At 72.6% G+C, this 16123-nt stretch carries 17 protein-coding genes; 14 read left to right on the top strand and 3 right to left on the bottom strand.

The genetic code is table 11. The features are described from left to right. Positions 1–314: 314 nt before the first annotated feature. Together ACFU99_RS10445 and ACFU99_RS10440 are read right to left on the bottom strand one after the other, a co-directional pair. Positions 315–1004, bottom strand: coding sequence for a YoaK family protein (locus ACFU99_RS10445; protein ID WP_384388726.1), 690 nt, complete (start codon positions 1002–1004; stop codon positions 315–317). 116 nt (positions 1005–1120) lie between these two features. After that, a complete protein-coding gene (locus ACFU99_RS10440; RefSeq protein WP_384388724.1) occupies positions 1121–2290 on the bottom strand; it encodes a YihY/virulence factor BrkB family protein in 1170 nt (389 codons plus the stop codon). A 216-nt stretch (positions 2291–2506) separates the two neighbouring features. Between ACFU99_RS10440 and ACFU99_RS10435 the strand changes: the two genes are divergently transcribed. The 13 genes from ACFU99_RS10435 (at position 2507) to ACFU99_RS10375 (ending at position 15236) form a co-directional block, all read left to right on the top strand. Continuing rightward, a complete protein-coding gene (locus tag ACFU99_RS10435; RefSeq protein ID WP_384388721.1) occupies positions 2507–3778 on the top strand; it encodes a GAF domain-containing protein in 1272 nt (423 codons plus the stop codon). A 148-nt stretch (positions 3779–3926) separates the two neighbouring features. After that, the gene (locus tag ACFU99_RS10430) at positions 3927–4493 is read left to right on the top strand and encodes a GNAT family N-acetyltransferase (RefSeq protein ID WP_384388718.1); all 567 of its coding nucleotides are present in this window, start codon (positions 3927–3929) and stop codon (positions 4491–4493) included. Between the two features lie 479 nt (positions 4494–4972). Further along, positions 4973–6673, top strand: coding sequence for a nitrite/sulfite reductase (locus tag ACFU99_RS10425; protein WP_384388715.1), 1701 nt, complete (start codon positions 4973–4975; stop codon positions 6671–6673). Next, entirely contained in the window at positions 6670–6870 is a 201-nt protein-coding gene (locus ACFU99_RS10420; RefSeq protein WP_384388713.1) for a hypothetical protein, read from the top strand. Before ACFU99_RS10425 ends, ACFU99_RS10420 begins: the two co-directional genes overlap by 4 nt. Then, positions 6867–7562, top strand: a complete 696-nt coding sequence (locus ACFU99_RS10415; protein WP_384388710.1) for a phosphoadenylyl-sulfate reductase — start codon at positions 6867–6869, stop codon at positions 7560–7562. Before ACFU99_RS10420 ends, ACFU99_RS10415 begins: the two co-directional genes overlap by 4 nt. A 25-nt stretch (positions 7563–7587) precedes the next feature. Then, entirely contained in the window at positions 7588–8133 is a 546-nt protein-coding gene (gene cysC, locus ACFU99_RS10410; RefSeq protein WP_384388706.1) for an adenylyl-sulfate kinase, read from the top strand. Next, positions 8130–9065 carry a sulfate adenylyltransferase subunit CysD gene (cysD, locus tag ACFU99_RS10405; RefSeq protein WP_384388703.1) on the top strand — a complete coding sequence of 312 codons (936 nt, stop codon included), beginning with the start codon at positions 8130–8132 and terminating at the stop codon, positions 9063–9065. Before cysC ends, cysD begins: the two co-directional genes overlap by 4 nt. A 2-nt stretch (positions 9066–9067) precedes the next feature. Next, entirely contained in the window at positions 9068–10423 is a 1356-nt protein-coding gene (locus tag ACFU99_RS10400) for a sulfate adenylyltransferase subunit 1 (RefSeq protein WP_384388700.1), read from the top strand. Between the two features lie 213 nt (positions 10424–10636). Beyond that, on the top strand, positions 10637–11746 hold the full coding sequence (locus tag ACFU99_RS10395) for an ABC transporter substrate-binding protein (protein ID WP_384388697.1): 1110 nt from the start codon (positions 10637–10639) through the stop codon (positions 11744–11746). 50 nt (positions 11747–11796) lie between these two features. Beyond that, positions 11797–12600, top strand: coding sequence for an ABC transporter ATP-binding protein (locus ACFU99_RS10390; protein WP_384388695.1), 804 nt, complete (start codon positions 11797–11799; stop codon positions 12598–12600). Beyond that, the gene (locus tag ACFU99_RS10385) at positions 12587–13498 is read left to right on the top strand and encodes an ABC transporter permease (RefSeq protein WP_384388692.1); all 912 of its coding nucleotides are present in this window, start codon (positions 12587–12589) and stop codon (positions 13496–13498) included. Before ACFU99_RS10390 ends, ACFU99_RS10385 begins: the two co-directional genes overlap by 14 nt. Next, positions 13498–14343, top strand: coding sequence for a sirohydrochlorin chelatase (locus ACFU99_RS10380; RefSeq protein WP_384388689.1), 846 nt, complete (start codon positions 13498–13500; stop codon positions 14341–14343). Before ACFU99_RS10385 ends, ACFU99_RS10380 begins: the two co-directional genes overlap by 1 nt. A 140-nt stretch (positions 14344–14483) precedes the next feature. After that, positions 14484–15236, top strand: coding sequence for a hypothetical protein (locus ACFU99_RS10375; RefSeq protein ID WP_384388687.1), 753 nt, complete (start codon positions 14484–14486; stop codon positions 15234–15236). Between the two features lie 37 nt (positions 15237–15273). On the opposite strand, the gene ACFU99_RS10370 is transcribed toward ACFU99_RS10375, so the two are convergent. Beyond that, on the bottom strand, positions 15274–15612 hold the full coding sequence (locus ACFU99_RS10370; protein ID WP_384388684.1) for a cupin domain-containing protein: 339 nt from the start codon (positions 15610–15612) through the stop codon (positions 15274–15276). Positions 15613–15757: 145 nt separating this feature from the next. On the opposite strand from ACFU99_RS10370, the gene ACFU99_RS10365 reads away from it, so the two are divergent. Beyond that, positions 15758–16084 (top strand): hypothetical protein, encoded by a 327-nt coding sequence (locus ACFU99_RS10365; protein WP_384388681.1) that lies wholly within the window; start codon positions 15758–15760, stop codon positions 16082–16084. The last annotated feature ends 39 nt before the right edge of the window (positions 16085–16123 follow it).

Genomic DNA, 16123 nt, shown 5'->3' with positions numbered 1-16123 from the left:
GGGGGGTGCGGTTCCCCGGTGCCCGGGGCGCCTGCGTGGGGGGGGCGGGGGAATGGTTCCTCTGACGCTGGGCTTATCGCTCCTGCGGGGGCTCTGGGCGGCGCCGGCGGGCACTGCCCGCGCGCCGCACGGCTCCGCACGGTTCGGTACGGAAAGAGAGCGGCCGTGCCCGGAGTTGGGGCGCCGGGCACGTCCGCTGCTCGATCGTGCGCCGTGGAGCGGGGGCGGCGGATCGGCCGTACAGCCGTCCCCCATCGGCCGAAAGGCCGACCAGGTCCATTGCGGAAGCGGAGGGAGGGAAAGCGCGGAGGCCGCTACTCCGCCTGCGCCCGGCGCCGCGCCGCCGCCTCCACGACCAGCGCGAACACCATCAGCGGCACGGCCACCAGGCCCGTACCGGGCGACCACAGACGCTCGACGAGCGCCGTTATGGCCGCGCCCGCCACGATGGCGAGGAGCCGGCCGCCCACCCACCGGTCGGCGGGGCGCAGCACGTGGTTGCCCACGTGGCCGGCGAGGGTGGTGAGCGTGCCGGTGATGTAGTTGGTCGGGGAGAGGCAGACGCTCCCCTGAATCCCCATGGCCAGGGACACGGCCGCGAGCATCGCGAAATGCAGCCAGCCGCTGCCGCCGAGGCCCGCCGCCCACACCACGGCGACGGCCACGAGCAGGGCGGTCTCCACGGTCAGGACGGTCCGCCAGCGGCCTCGCGTGTGCTCGGTCAGCCACGCGCCGTAGGCCGCCCCGGCCACGTAACCGAGGAGGGTCGTCCCGGCGCGGAAGGCGACCCTGTCGCCTCCGGAGCCCAGGGACGCGCCGATGAGGATGAGGTTTCCCGTCATGACTCCGGCGAAGACCTTGCCGAGGCAGATGAAGGCGAACGCGTCCACGGCTCCGGACGCCGCGCTGAGGAACAGCAGCGCGCCGTCGGCCTGCAATCGGCCATGGCTCTGGTCGTCTGCTGTTACCCCTACAGAACGCGCTGATGTGGTTGCAGAACTCATTTGATCAACGTAGCCCTGCCCGCATGACGGACAACTGCGGAATGGCGTATTACAGGAAGGCTTTACAGAGCTCTACCAGGCTTTACGGCGCTTTACGGGGCTTTGCGGTACGGAGATCATTCCTTGTCCTGCTTGGAGTGGTGGAGCCGGGACTTTATGTCCTCCGGAGGCAGGAACGAGGCCCACCGCTCCGGGAATTCGGACGGCGGCTCCACGTCCTCCCCTGCCGGGCCCTCCTCTTCCTCGTCGTCCCCGTGGGCCTCGGTGTCGTCGACCAGCCCGCGCGCGGCCCGTTCCACGGCGTGCGCCGCGGCGGCGGCCAGGACGGCGGCGTCCCTGCTCCGTTCGACCTCGGCGCGGGCGGCGGTCGTGGCGACGGACGGCCAGACGCGGTCTATGGCGGCGTTGACGGCGGCGCCCACGAGGACCGCGAACGCGGAGACGCCGATCCACAGCAGCACGGCGACGGGCGCGGCGAGCGACCCGTAGATGGTGGGGCCCTCGACAGTGTGCGTGAGGTAGATGCGGAGCAGGAAGCTGCCCAGCACCCAGATCGCCAGGGCCACCAGGGCGCCCGGGATGTCCTCCTGCCACGGCGAACGGACGGGGACGGACACGTGGTACAGCGTGGTCAGGAAGACGATGGACAGGAGGATGACCACCGGCCAGTACAGGACGCGCACGAGGTCCGTGCTCCAGGGCACGAGGGAGACCATCGTGTCCGGGCCCACCACCATCAGCGGCAGCACCACCGCCCCTATCAGCAGGGCGACGATATAGAGCAGGAAGGCGAGCAGCCGCGTCTTGACGATGCCGCGCCGGCCCTCCAGCCCGTACATGATGGTGATCGTGTCGACGAAGACGTTCACGGCGCGGGACCCGGACCACAGGGCGATGGCGAAGCCGATGGAGGCGACGTCGGGCGCGCCGCCCTTGACGACGTCGTCGAGCAGCGGCCGGGCGATCTCGTTGACGCCCTTCTCGGACAGCACCGTGGCGGACGCCTTGAGGATGTTCTCCTGCACGCTGGCGATGATGTGCGAGTCGGTCCACACGTCGAGGTAGCCGAGCAGGCCGAGGATGCCCAGCAGCAGGGGCGGCAGGGAGAGCAGGGTGAAGAAGGCCGCTTCGGCGGCGAGCCCGGTGACCCGGTACTCCATACACGAGTTGACGGTGTCCTTGAGGAGCAGCCACGCCAACTTGCGTTTCGACACGTTGCGGTAGAGGGCCCGAGCCCTGTGGAGGAGCCCGACCGGCCGCTCCGGTGGTTCGTTCGCTGGCTGCACCTCCTTACCGTATCCGCCACCTCGGGGGTGACCTGCACGGCAGGGGGGACAGTGGAGGGTGGTGCCGCGCCGACTCGGCACCACCCTCCGACCGCTCATCGCCACTCTTGGCCACGGGACCGGCGGCTCGCAACAGTTGCAATGCGTTGCAACCATTGGATATCGGATCTTCCCGATGGCGGCGTGCGCGGGCCGCCACAGCGGCACCATGGCAGCGTGAACCGCAGACCAATCCCCCAAGGTTGCCTGCCGGCCGTCCGGGATGCCGTCCTGGGCGGCGGCGAGCCGTCCGCCGCGCCGCGCCCCGTGATCGGCGACTCCTGGCACCGGGTGCGCCGCAGCGGCCTCGACCCGGACACCGGGCGGCCGTCCCTGCCGCTGTCGGCGGAGGAGATCGAACGCCGCCGGCACACGTCCCCGCTGGGCCAGCTGCTGCCGCAGTTGCGGAGCGGGCTGATGTCCGTCGCCGACACCGAGCGCCATCTGCTGGTCGTCACCGACCCGGAGGGCAGGGTGCTGTGGCGGTACGGCGACCGGGCGGTGCGCCGGAGCGCCGACCGGATCGCGTTCGGCCTCGGCGCCGCCTGGTCGGAGGACTCGGTCGGCACGAACGCGATCGGCACCGCCCTGGTGGAGCGGCGGCCGGTGCAGGTGCACTCCGCCGAGCACTTCGTGCGCTCGCACCACGCGTGGACGTGCGCGGCGTCGCCGCTGCACGATCCGCGGGACGGCCGGCTGCTGGGCGTGGTGGACGTCAGCGGCCCGGCCGAGACGTTCTATCCGGCGACGCTGGCGCTGGTCACCGCGGTGGCCAAGGTCGCCGAGGGGGAGCTGCGCGCCCGGCACTGGGAGACCGTGGACCGGCTGCGGTCGATGGCCGCGCCCCTGCTGTGCCGGCTGGGCGGCCGGGCGCTGGTCGTGGACCGCGACGGCTGGACGGCGGCGGTGGTCGGGATGGCCTCGGCGGGCCGGATCGCGCTGCCCAAGTCCGTACAGGCGGGCCGGGTCTGGCTGCCGTCGCTCGGGATGTGCTCGGTGCAGCCGCTGCCGGACGGCTGGCTGGTGCGGCTGGAGGACGGTGAGGAGCAGGCGGACGAACGGGCCCGGACGGCGAACCGGGTCGTGGTGGACCTGCGGCGGCCCCGGCCCTGGACCATCACGGTCTCGGGCGAGGCGGGCCACTGGGCGCAGGATCTGACCCCGCGCCACGCGGAGCTGCTGTACGCGCTGGCCCGGCACCGGGCCGGGCGCACGGCGGCGGAGCTGGCGGTGGACCTGTTCGGCGACGCGACGCGCACGGTGACGGTACGGGCGGAGATGTCCCGTATCCGGCGCACCCTGGCGGGGGTGCTGACGCACCGCCCGTACCGCTTCGCGGAGGGCGTCGACGTGCAGTTGCGCTGCCCGCCGGACGCCGCGGATCTGCTGCCGGGCTCGACGGCCCCGCTCGTCCTGGGCGCGCGGCGCGGCCGGGACGCGTTACCTTGACGCGGCGGATTACCTGGACCCGGCGGACCGCGGGACCGCGCCCTCGCGCGCGGCGGGCCGTTACGCCTGGCCCGGCCCCGGCCGGCCTGTCAGCAGCCCGCGGGCCCCGCGCCCGTACGTGCCGGGGGCGCGTGGTTGGGTGACGCGCATGAGCGATCGCATCACGGTGACCACCTGGTACCTGGAACAGACCTCTCCGGCCGACCTGACGCCGGCCGGCGGGGCGCCGGATCTCCGGATCGTACGGGCGGAGGTCCCCTCCCCCGAGTTCAGCCGCTTCCTCTACACGGCCGTGGGCCAGGACGTGACGTGGACCGACCGGCTCGGCTGGCCGTACGCGAGGTGGCGGGAGTTCCTGGACCAGCCGGGCGTGGAGACGTGGGTGGCGTACGACCGGGGGACCCCGGCCGGGTTCATCGAGCTGGACGGCGGCGACGCCGAATCGGCGGTCGAGATCAGCTATTTCGGGCTGCTCCCGGCCTTCCGCGGACGCCGCATCGGCGGGCAGCTGCTGTCGTACGGCACGGCGCGCGCCTGGGACCTGGCCGACCGCCTCCCGGAGCGGGCGACGACGAAGCGCGTGTGGGTCCACACATGCAGCAAGGACGGCCCGCACGCCCTGTCCAACTACGAACGCCGCGGCTTCCGCGTCTTCCGGACCGAGACGGACGAGGAACCAGCCCTCCCGACCCCGGGCCCGTGGCCGGGCGCGTAACGAAGCAGCCAACCGCGCCCCGTAAGGGGCGCGGGGAACTGCGCGACCAGCCACAACGAACCCGCAGCGGACACACGGCGGACACACCCGGCCGCCAGCGGCACATCCCCCTCAGACAACACACCGTCTCGCATTTCGGGACATAAAAGTCCGCCATGCGGACATTGGTGGACTGGTGGCTGAGGCGCGTGCCACGCTTCCGTCATGTCTCGCGCCGGAATTGCCTTGGTGAGTCGACTCCACGTCGACTTCGGCCGCATGTCCAGCGCCATCTGTCCGGCGGGCTGAGAGTCCCAGCACCGCCGACTTTCCCCGCCGTCCCGGCCGTCCCCGCCGTCGTGGACGAGCCGCACCCCTGACAACCGCCCTCCGTTCGCCGCGCCTCCCCGTGCCCTGCCGGGTACGCCCGCGCGCCCGGGGTCCGCCGGGGTGCCCGCGGGCACGATCCGCCCTTTTGAGCCGCCCCGAAGGACACCGCCATGGCTGCCACCACGCCGGAACGCCCCGTAGCCGCCCCGCCCCGCCGCAAGGCCGGCCGCCACCGCGGCGAGGGCCAGTGGGGCGTCGGCCACCACACGCCCCTCAACGGCAACGAGCAGTTCAAGAAAGACGACGACGGTCTCAATGTGCGGACACGTATTGAGACGATCTACTCGAAGGCCGGTTTCGACTCGATCGACCCCAGCGATCTGCGCGGGCGGATGCGCTGGTGGGGCCTGTACACCCAGCGCAAGCCCGGCATCGACGGCGGCAAGACCGCGATCCTCGCGCCGGAGGAGCTGGACGACAAGCACTTCATGCTGCGGGTGCGCGTCGACGGCGGCCGGCTGACGGCCCGCCAGTTGCGCGTCATCGGCGAGGTCTCGCAGGAGTACGCCCGCGGCACCGCCGACATCACCGACCGGCAGAACATCCAGCTGCACTGGATCCGGATCGAGGACGTGCCCGCGATCTGGGAGAAGCTGGAGGCCGTCGGGCTGTCCACGACCGAGGCGTGCGGCGACTGCCCGCGCGTGATCATCGGTTCGCCGGTGGCCGGGGTCGCCGCGGACGAGATCATCGACGGCACGCCCGCGGTGCAGGAGATCCACGACCGGTACATCGGCAGCCCGGAGTTCTCCAACCTGCCGCGCAAGTTCAAGACCGCGGTCTCCGGCTCGCCCGTACAGGACGTGGTGCACGAGATCAACGACGTCGCGTTCGTCGGGGTCGTGCACCCGGTCCACGGGCCGGGCTTCGACCTGTGGGTGGGCGGCGGCCTGTCCACCAATCCGCGGCTCGCGGAGCGGCTCGGCGCGTGGGTGCCGCTGGACGAGGTCGCGGACGTCTGGGCCGGGGTCGTCGGGATCTTCCGCGACTACGGCTACCGGCGGCTGCGCAACCGGGCGCGGCTGAAGTTCCTGATGGCCGACTGGGGCCCGGCCCGGTTCCGGCAGGTCCTGGAGGACGAGTACCTCGGCCGCGAGCTGGTGGACGGGCCCGCCCCCGACGAGCCGTCCTCGCGCTGGCGCGACCACGTCGGCGTGCACAAACAGCGGGACGGCCGCTTCTACGTCGGGTTCGCGCCGCGCGTCGGCCGGGTGGACGGGACCACCCTGACGAAGATCGCCGAACTGGCGGAGCAGCACGGCTCGGACCGGCTGCGCACCACCGTCGAGCAGAAGATGATCATCCTGGACGTGGCCGAGGACCGGGTCGAGTCGCTCGTCGCGGGTCTGGAGGCGCTGGACTTCCAGGTCGCGCCGTCGCCGTTCCGGCGCGCCACGCTGGCCTGCACGGGCATCGAGTTCTGCAAGCTGGCCATCGTCGAGACGAAGGCGCGCGGGGCCCGGCTCATCGACGAACTGGAGCACCGGATGCCGGATTTCCAGGAGCCCGTCTCCATCAACATCAACGGCTGCCCGAACGCCTGCGCCCGCATCCAGACCGCGGACATCGGTCTCAAGGGCCAGCTGGTGATGGACGAGAACGGCGAGCAGGTCGAGGGTTACCAGGTGCACCTCGGCGGCGCGCTGGGTCTGGAGGCCGGGTTCGGCCGCAAGGTCCGCGGCCTCAAGGTCACCTCGGACGAGCTGCCCGACTACGTCGAGCGGGTGCTGACCCGCTTCGACGAGCAGCGCGCGGAGGGCGAGCGGTTCGCGTCCTGGGCGGCGCGCGCCTCGGAGGCCGATCTCTCATGAGCGAGCGCGCCGCACCGTTCCACTGCCCGTACTGCGGTGACGAGGACCTGCGCCCCTCCGAGGAGGGCCACGGCGGCTGGGAGTGCCACGCCTGCAACCGCGCCTTCCAGCTGAAGTACCGCGGGCTCCTGACGCGCGGTCTGGCTACTGGCGCCCCCGCCGAATCCACCGGCACCCCCGAAGGAGGCCGCTCATGACGGTCACCGCGGACCGCCTGCCGCGCCTCGCCGAGGAGGCGGGCCGGGAGCTGGAGGACGCCCCGGCGCTCGACATCCTGCGCTGGGCCGCCGACGCCTTCGGCCCCCGCTTCTGCGTCACCTCCTCCATGGAGGACGCCGTCGTCGCCCATCTCGCCTCGCGCGTCCTGCCGGGCGTCGACGTCGTCTTCCTGGACACCGGTTACCACTTCCCGGAGACCATCGGCACCCGCGACGCGGTCGCCGCCGTCATGGACGTCAACGTCATCACGCTGACGCCGCGTCAGTCGGTGGCCGAGCAGGACGCCCGGTACGGGCCCCGGCTGCACGACCGCGACCCGGACCTGTGCTGCGCGCTGCGCAAGGTCCGGCCGCTGGAGGAGGGGCTCGCCGGGTACGACGCGTGGGCGACCGGGCTGCGCCGCGACGAGTCCCCGACGCGGGCCGGCACCCCGGTCGTCGGCTGGGACGCCAAGCGGCGAAAGGTGAAGGTCTCGCCCATAGCCCGCTGGACCCAGGATGATGTGGACACGTACATAGCCGAGCACGGGGTCCTCAGCAACCCCCTGCTGACCGACGGCTACGCCTCGGTGGGGTGCGCGCCCTGCACGCGACGCGTACTGGCGGGCGAGGACGCGCGCGCCGGACGCTGGGCGGGCAGCGGCAAGACCGAGTGCGGGCTGCACGGCTGACATGACGAGACTTCAGGAGAGTGCGATGAGCCTGCCCGACCAGGGGGCCACGATCTGGCTGACCGGGCTGCCGAGCGCCGGAAAGACCACGATCGCGTACGCGCTGGCGGAGCGGCTGCGCGCGGACGGGCACCGGGTGGAGGTGCTCGACGGCGACGAGATCCGGGAGTTCCTCTCCGCCGGGCTGGGCTTCTCCCGCGCGGACCGGGACACCAATGTGCGGCGGATCGGCTTCGTCGCCGAGCTGCTCGCCGCGAACGGCGTGAAGGTGCTGGTCCCGGTCATCGCGCCGTACGCGGACTCCCGCGCGGCGGTGCGCGAGCGGCACCGGAAGGCCGGCGCCCCGTATCTGGAGGTGCACGTCGCCACGCCGGTCGAGGTGTGCTCCGTACGGGACGTCAAGGGGCTCTACGCCAAGCAGGCGGCCGGTGAGCTGACGGGGCTCACCGGGGTAGACGACCCGTATGAGACTCCAGCCGATCCGGACCTGCGCATCGCGGCGCACGAGCAGGGCGTCGACGAGTCCGCGGCGGCGCTGCTGGCGCTGCTCAGCGAGAGGGGACTGGCATGACGACGGTGGCAGCCGTGGGTGAGGACACCGGGAATCCCTATGCCCTGTCGCACTTGGACGCGCTGGAGTCCGAGGCGGTGCACATCTTCCGCGAGGTGGCGGGCGAGTTCGAGCGGCCGGTGATCCTGTTCTCCGGCGGCAAGGACTCGATCCTGATGCTGCACCTGGCGCTGAAGGCGTTCGCGCCCGCGCCGGTGCCGTTCGCGCTGCTGCACGTGGACACCGGGCACAACTTCCCCGAGGTCCTCGACTACCGCGACCGGACCGTCGCGGAGCACGGGCTGCGGCTGCACGTCGCCTCCGTCCAGGAGTTCATCGACGACGGGCGGCTGCGCGAGCGCCCCGACGGCACCCGCAACCCCCTCCAGACGGTGCCGCTGCTCGACGCCATCGAGACGGGCCGCTTCGACGCGGTCTTCGGCGGCGGCCGCCGCGACGAGGAGAAGGCCCGCGCCAAGGAGCGCGTCTTCTCGCTGCGCGACGAGTTCGGCGGCTGGGACCCGCGCCGCCAGCGCCCGGAGCTGTGGCAGCTCTACAACGGCCGGCACTCCCCCGGCGAACATGTGCGCGTCTTCCCGCTGTCCAACTGGACGGAGCTGGACGTGTGGCAGTACATCGGCCGCGAGAAGATCGCGCTGCCCGCCATCTACTACGCGCACGAGCGTGAGGTCTTCGCCCGCTCCGGCATGTGGCTGGCGCCCGGCGGGTGGGGCGGTCCCAAGGACGGCGAGCGCGTCGAGCGGCGCACGGTCCGCTACCGCACGGTGGGCGACATGTCGTGCACCGGCGCCGTCGACTCGGACGCCGGCACCATCGAGGCGGTCATCGCGGAGATCGCCGCCTCCCGGCTCACCGAGCGGGGCGCCACCCGCGCCGACGACAAGCTGTCCGAGGCCGCCATGGAGGACCGCAAGCGCGAGGGGTATTTCTAGCCATGACCACGACCTTCGGCACCTCTCCCGGTGCTCTCGACGCGGGCGCCGCGTCGCTGCTGCGGTTCGCGACGGCCGGTTCCGTCGACGACGGCAAGTCCACGCTGGTGGGGCGGCTGCTGCACGACTCCAAGTCGGTGCTGAGCGATCAGCTGGAGGCCGTCGAGCACGCCTCCCGCAGCCGCGGGCAGCAGGCGCCGGACCTGGCGCTGCTCACGGACGGGCTGCGCGCCGAGCGCGAGCAGGGCATCACCATCGACGTCGCGTACCGCTACTTCGCCACGCCCCGGCGGCGGTTCATCCTCGCCGACACCCCGGGCCATGTGCAGTACACCCGCAACATGGTCACCGGCGCGTCCACCGCCGAGCTGGCCGTGGTGCTGGTCGACGCCCGCAACGGCGTCGTCGAGCAGACCCGTCGGCACGCCGCGGTGGCCGCGCTGCTGCGGGTGCCGCACGTGGTCCTCGCGGTCAACAAGATGGACCTCGTGGCGTACGCGGAGCCCGTGTTCGCGGCGATCGCCGAGGAGTTCACCGGGTACGCGGCCTCGCTCGGCGTCCCGGAGATCACCGCGATCCCGATCTCCGCGCTGGCCGGGGACAACGTCGTCACCCCCTCGGCGAACATGGACTGGTACGGCGGCCCGACCGTGCTGGAGCACCTGGAGACGGTGGCCGTGGTCGCCGACCCGTCCCGCGACCCCGCGCGCTTCCCCGTGCAGGTCGTGATCCGCCCGCAGACCCCCGAGCACCCCGACTACCGCGGCTACGCCGGGCAGATAGCGTCCGGCGTGCTCCGCGTCGGGGACGCCGTGAGCGTCCTGCCGTCGGGCCGTACGAGCACCATCACCGGCATCGACGCGCTCGGCCGGGGCGTGGAGGCGGCCTGGGCGCCGCAGTCCGTGACCCTGCGCCTCGCCGACGACCTCGACATCTCCCGCGGCGACCTCATCGCGCCGAGCGCCGACGCCCCCGCCCCGACGCGGGACATCGAGGCGACGGTCTGCCACGTCGCCGACCGGCCGCTGCGGACGGGCGACCGGGTACTGCTCAAGCACACCACCCGTACGGTCAAGGCGATCGTCAAGGACATCCCGTCGCGGCTGACGCTCGACGACCTCTCCCAGCACCCGGCGCCCGGACAGCTGGCCGCCAACGACATCGGCCGCGTCGTGCTGCGCACGGCGGAGCCGCTGGCCCTCGACGCGTACGCCGACTCCCGGCGCACCGGCTCGTTCCTGCTCATCGACCCCGCCGACGGCACGACGCTGACGGCCGGGATGGCGGGCGCCGCGTTCGCCTCCTCCCGGCCGGGCGGCCAGGCGGACGCGGGCGCCGACGCGGACTGGGACTTCTGATGGCGGTCCGGGACTTCTTCTCGACCTTCGACAAGGAGGGCGGCCGCGTCGGCAGCGGCTCGCTCGGCAGCGGGCAGGGCGGGGTCGGGCGATGTGCGTGCTGACGACGGCCCCTGTCCCGCGCAGCACCCGGTCCCGAAGCCCCGCTGAACCGCCACCGCCGGGCGTGCCCTAGGGCGCGCTGTACCCGGCCCTGTGAGAGGAACCCCTCCCATGTCTGCCGCACCCCCGTCCCGCCGCCGCTTCCTGTCGGCGGCCGCCGCCGTCCCCCTGCTGATCGGCGGCCTCGGGGCCTGCGGGTACGGCTCCGAGCGGCAGGACGGCGCCGGCAAGGTCGCCGCGACGGGGAAGAAGATCGACGGCCTGGACTCCGTGAAGATCGGCTACTTCCCGAACCTCACGCACGCCACGGCGCTGGTCGGCGACCACGAGGGTTTCCTCCAGCGGGAGTTGGGCGGCACCAAGGTCAAGGCGACCACGTTCAACGCGGGCCCCTCCGAGATCGAGGCGCTCAACGCGGGCTCGATCGACATCGGCTGGATCGGCCCGTCGCCGGCCATCAACGGCTACGTCAAGACGCACGGCACCGGCCTGCGGATCGTCTCCGGGTCCGCGTCCGGCGGCGTGAAGCTGGTGGTGAACCCCAAGAAGATCACGTCCCTGGACGACGTCAAGGGCAAGAAGATCGCCACGCCGCAGAAGGGCAACACGCAGGACGTGGCGTTCCTCAACTGGATCGCCCAGCGCGGCTGGAAGGTCGATCCGCAGAGCGGCAAGGGCGACGTCTCGGTGGTCCGTACGGACAACAAGGTGACCCCGGACGCCTTCAAGTCCGGTTCCGTGGACGGCGCGTGGGTGCCCGAGCCGACCGCGTCGCGGCTGGTCGCGGACGGCGGCAAGGTGCTGCTGGACGAGTCCACGCTGTGGCCGGACCGCAAGTTCGTCATCACCAATGTGATCGTGTCGCAGAAGTTCCTGGCCCGGCACCCGGACGTCGTCGAGGCCGTGCTGCGCGGCTCGGTGAAGACCAACGCCTGGATCAGGGCCAACTCCGCCAAGGCGCGGGCGTCCGCCAACGCCGCGCTCCAGACGCTCGCGGGCAAGGGCCTGCCGCCCGAGATCCTCGACCCCGCCTGGCGGAGCATCCGCGTCACCGACGACCCGCTCGCCTCGACGCTGGACGCCGAGGCGCAGCACGCCGTCAAGGCCGGGCTGCTGTCCGAGCCCGACCTCAGCGGCATCTACGACCTGCGCCTCCTCAACAAGGTCCTCAAGGCCGAAGGAAGGCCCACGGTCGACGCCGCGGGACTCGGCAGGAAATAGCGCCCCGCCCCCTTCGCACCGCCCACCCAGCTGACAGGAGGTGACCGGCGATGGCACCGGCACTGACCACCGAGAAGCCCCTGAAGGACAACGGCGGCGCGGCCGCACCGGCCGCCGTACGGATCGACCACGTCCACAAGTCCTTCGGCCGCCCCGGCGCGGCCCAGCCCGTCCTGGACGACATCACCCTCGATGTCCGGCCGGGTGAATTCGTCTGCGTCCTGGGCGCCTCCGGCTGCGGCAAGTCGACGCTGCTGAACCTGGTGGCGGGGCTGGACGCGCCGACGTCCGGCGCCATCGAGGTGCCCGGCGGCCGGCCCGCGCTGATGTTCCAGGAGCACGCGCTGTTCCCGTGGCTGACCGCGGGCCGCAACATCGAGCTGACGCTGCGGATGCGCGGGGTGCCGAGGTCCGGGCGGCGCGCGGAGGCGGAGCGGCTGCTGGAGCTCGTACGGCTCGGCGGCGCGTACGGCAAGCGGGTGCACGAGCTGTCGGGCGGCATGCGGCAGCGCGTCGCGCTGGCCCGCGCGCTGGCACAGGACTCCAAGGTGCTGCTGATGGACGAGCCGTTCGCGGCGCTGGACGCGATCACCCGCGACGTGCTGCACGGCGAACTGACGCGGGTGTGGGAGGGGACGGAGCTGTCGGTCGTCTTCGTCACGCACAACGTCCGCGAGGCCGTGCGGCTCGCCGAGCGCGTGGTGCTGCTGTCCTCGCGGCCCGGCCGGGTCGCGCGCGAGTGGGCGGTGGACATCCCGCAGCCGCGCCGCATCGAGGACGCCGCCGTGGCGGATCTGTCCGTCGAGATCACCGAAGAACTGCGTGGGGAGATCCGCCGCCATGGCCGGCACTGAGACCACCACCGCGAAGGAGACCGGCGGGCCGGACGGCCGGGGCGACCTGGCGAGCGTCGAGGCGGGGCTGGACGCGCTCGACACCGTGCAGGTCAAGCGGGTGCCGATCTCCCACACCCTGCTCCACAAGGTGCTGCCGCCGGTGGTCGCCGTGCTGCTCGTGCTGGCGGTGTGGAAGCTGCTCGTCGTGGCGGAGGTCACCGACGACTACAAGCTGCCCGACCCGTCGGCCGTCTGGCACAGCCTGCGCGGCCTATGGCTCCAGGGCACGCTCGGCGACATCGTCTGGACGAGCGTCTCGCGCGGCCTGCTCGGCTTCCTCGCCGCGCTCGCCATCGGCACGCCGCTGGGGCTGCTGGTGGCCCGCGTGAAGATCGTGCGCGCCGCGCTCGGCCCGATCCTCTCCGGCCTCCAGTCGCTGCCGTCGGTGGCCTGGGTGCCGGCCGCCGTGATCTGGCTGGGCATCACCGACTCCGCGATGTACGCGGTGATCCTGCTGGGCGCGGTGCCCTCCATAGCCAACGGCCTGGTCTCCGGCATCGACCAGGTGCCGCCGCTGTATCTGCGCGCGGGCCGCACCATCGGCGCGACCGGGCTGCGCGGGGCGTGGCACGTGCTGCTGCCGGCCGCGCTGCCCGGCTATATCTCGGGGCTCAAGCAGGGCTGGGCGTTCTCCTGGCGCTCGCTGATGGCCGCCGAGCTCATCGCCTCCTCCCCGGACCTCGGGCTGGGGCTGGGCCAGTACCTGGAGAACGCCCGTACCGACTCCGACATGCCGGGCGTGCTGCTCGGCATCGCCCTGATCCTGTTCGTCGGCATCGCCATCGACCTGATCATCTTCAGCCCGCTGGAGCGCCGGGTGCTGCGCAACCGCGGGCTGCTGGCGGGGGCCCGCTGATGGGCGTGCGCCGACTGGCGGCCCCGGCCCCCGCGCTGCTCGTCGTCGCCCACGGCAGCCGCGACCCGCGGCACGCGGCGACGGTCGAGTCCCTCGTCGCGCGCGTCCGCTCGCTCCGGCCGGACGTGCGCGTCGAGGCGGGGTATCTGGACTTCTGCGCGCCGAGCGTGCCGCAGGCGCTGTCGCGGCTCGCGGGGGACGGCGGCGTACGGGCAGGGGACCGCGTACGGGGAGCGGACGGCGTACGGGAGGTGGACCGCGTACGGGAGGTCGTCGCCCTGCCGCTGCTGCTGACCCGCGCGTTCCACGCGAAGACCGACATCCCGGCCGTACTGCACACGGCGGCGGCCCGGCTGCCGGGACTCGCGCTCCGCCGGGCCGAGGTGCTGGGCCCCTCGCCGCTGCTGCTGAGCGGTCTGGAGCGGCGGTTGCACGAGGCCGGGGTGCGCCCCGAGGACCGGGGCTCGACCGGGGTCGTCCTGGCCTCGGCGGGCTCCAGCGACCCGGAGGCGGGCGCGGTGATCGCTGAAATCGCGCGGGAGTGGCGGCGTACCGGCTGGTGCGCCGTGCGGCCCGCGTTCGCCTCCGCCCGGTCGCCCCGTACCGCGGACGCGGTGCGGGAACTGCGCGCCGAGGGGGTCCGGCGCGTCGCCGTGGCCCCGTACGTCATCGCTCCCGGCCGGCTGCCGGACCGTATCGCGCGGGGGGCGCGGGAGGCGGGCGCGGACGTGCTCGCCGAAGTGCTGGGTCCGTGCGAGGAGTTGGCGCGGCTGGTGGCGCTGCGATACGGAGAGGCGGTGGGGGCGGCGGTGGCGGCGGAGGGTCTCGCGGCGCTCAGCGCCTGACCGGAGGCTGGGGCCGGCGGGTGCCAAAGGCCCGTACAGATCCTGTCTTTTCCTCCCAAGAGCCGTACGTGACGGCTGGGGCCATGCATACACTGCGATGCACGTTGGCCACGGTCAGTACGGACCGAGGAGGTGCGATCGTGCCGATCAGAAGTGTGGAGACGGTGCTCGAACCGGCTCGCCTGGATGAGCTCGCCGCAGCAGACGAGGCAGGCAGGACGGGCGAGGCGGGCGACGGGTTACGGGAGAGATTCGAGCGGGACGGATATGTGAAGCTGCCGGGCGTGGTGCGCGGGGCCCGGCTCGGGGCGCTGCGGGCCGAGACGCGCCGGCTGGAACGGCTCGCGCGGCGGCGGGACTTCACGGTGGCGCGCGCGGACGCGTCGCCGCGCCGGATGGCGACGGTTGGCGGGCAGATGGTGGGCGCGCTCGCGCCCTGGGTCCCCCGGCTGTACGCGGACGCGTCGCTGACCGCGCTCATCCGGCGGATATCCGGGGTCGAGGTGATCGAGGCTCCGGATCCGCTGGAGCGCTATGTGCTCAATGTGCTGCATCAGCTCGGCGATACGCACGGCGCGCATCTCGACGCGTACCCGCTGACGTTCGTGCTGTGCGCGGACGCGCCGTCCTCGCCGCGCGACGGCGGGCTGCTGGAGTACGCGCCGGGCGAGCTGGACCCGGCCGGGCTGGACGGCGCCGTGGCCCGGCGGGCGCACCACCGGCCCGGCGACGCGTATCTGCTGCGCGGCGACGCGTGCGTGCACCGCGTCACCCCGCTGCGCCGCGCCGGGCTGCGGCGGACGGTGCTGGCGCTCTCGTACGGGGCGCGGTCGCCCGTGTCACGCGTACCGGAGCAGGGGCGGGCGCGGCGCACGGCGCGGCTCCGGGACTGACGGCCGGCCGCTTCTTTCGCGCACCGGCCCCGCGGCCTCAGCCCTCGGGGTAGAAGACGAAGAGCGTGCAGCCAATGGCGGACTGCGGTATGTGCGAGGAGCCGGCCGGGGCGTGGATGAAGCTGCCCGCGGGGTAGTCGCGGACGCCGTCGTTGAAGACGCCGGAGGCGACGAAGACCTCTTCGGGGCCGGGTTCGTGGACGTCGAGCCCTTCCCAGCAGCCGCCGGGGTCGATCTCCACGACATGCGCCGAGGCGCCCTTCTCCCCCGTCCACAGGGTGCGCAGCCGAATTCCGGGGAACAGCTCCTCGGCCGGTACGTTCGCCGCATCGGCCCATACGTAGCCGTCCATGCCGCCCGCTTCGCCGCCGCTCATGTCGCACTCCTTGTCGATCAGTTGAGGCAAGGATGCCATGGGCGGCGGGCGGCTCCGGGAGCCGGTCCAGGTGGCGTCACTACCAGGAAATGCACCGGCATAACGCCACGTTGATCATTTTCATGACGGGCTCTAACATCAATATATGACTGAACAAAGGGCAGTTGTCGTCGTCGATATCAGGCCGTCTCCCGTCGCGGCGTGGTTTCACCACCTGTTGACGAGTCCGGTCATCGAGGTCGACGGCCGGGAATACGCGGCGAAATGGGGTACCGCGAAAATTCCGGTGAGCCCTGGTGAACACCGCCTCAATGTGTATTTCCGGTACCGGGGCCAGAAGCGTGCGCGGCTCGCCGAGGCGGTGAAGGACTTCGCCGTGGACGAGGCGTCCTCGGGCGTGGACGTCACCGTCAGACTCGGCCCGCGCAACGGCAGCAGATTCCGGATCGGCGAGCCGGTGGCGCGCCGATAGCCGCGCGCGGGAGGAACGGAACACGAAAGCCCGTCGGCG

Origin of the sequence: Streptomyces sp. NPDC057654 (assembly GCF_042800135.1) — a bacterium.
Lineage (GTDB): Bacteria > Actinomycetota > Actinomycetes > Streptomycetales > Streptomycetaceae > Streptomyces.
Note: the sequence above shows the minus strand (reverse complement) of the source record. Positions and strands in the feature narration are given on the sequence as shown.

Coding starts and splice junctions, on each gene's coding strand:
- ACFU99_RS10445 (WP_384388726.1), bottom strand. CDS start 1,004: ATGAGTTCTGCAACCACATCAGCGCGTTCTGTAGGGGTAACAGCAGAC.
- ACFU99_RS10430 (WP_384388718.1), top strand. CDS start 3,927: ATGAGCGATCGCATCACGGTGACCACCTGGTACCTGGAACAGACCTCT.
- ACFU99_RS10425 (WP_384388715.1), top strand. CDS start 4,973: ATGGCTGCCACCACGCCGGAACGCCCCGTAGCCGCCCCGCCCCGCCGC.
- ACFU99_RS10420 (WP_384388713.1), top strand. CDS start 6,670: ATGAGCGAGCGCGCCGCACCGTTCCACTGCCCGTACTGCGGTGACGAG.
- ACFU99_RS10415 (WP_384388710.1), top strand. CDS start 6,867: ATGACGGTCACCGCGGACCGCCTGCCGCGCCTCGCCGAGGAGGCGGGC.
- cysC (WP_384388706.1), top strand. CDS start 7,588: ATGAGCCTGCCCGACCAGGGGGCCACGATCTGGCTGACCGGGCTGCCG.
- cysD (WP_384388703.1), top strand. CDS start 8,130: ATGACGACGGTGGCAGCCGTGGGTGAGGACACCGGGAATCCCTATGCC.
- ACFU99_RS10400 (WP_384388700.1), top strand. CDS start 9,068: ATGACCACGACCTTCGGCACCTCTCCCGGTGCTCTCGACGCGGGCGCC.
- ACFU99_RS10395 (WP_384388697.1), top strand. CDS start 10,637: ATGTCTGCCGCACCCCCGTCCCGCCGCCGCTTCCTGTCGGCGGCCGCC.
- ACFU99_RS10390 (WP_384388695.1), top strand. CDS start 11,797: ATGGCACCGGCACTGACCACCGAGAAGCCCCTGAAGGACAACGGCGGC.
- ACFU99_RS10385 (WP_384388692.1), top strand. CDS start 12,587: ATGGCCGGCACTGAGACCACCACCGCGAAGGAGACCGGCGGGCCGGAC.
- ACFU99_RS10380 (WP_384388689.1), top strand. CDS start 13,498: ATGGGCGTGCGCCGACTGGCGGCCCCGGCCCCCGCGCTGCTCGTCGTC.
- ACFU99_RS10370 (WP_384388684.1), bottom strand. CDS start 15,612: ATGAGCGGCGGCGAAGCGGGCGGCATGGACGGCTACGTATGGGCCGAT.
- ACFU99_RS10365 (WP_384388681.1), top strand. CDS start 15,758: ATGACTGAACAAAGGGCAGTTGTCGTCGTCGATATCAGGCCGTCTCCC.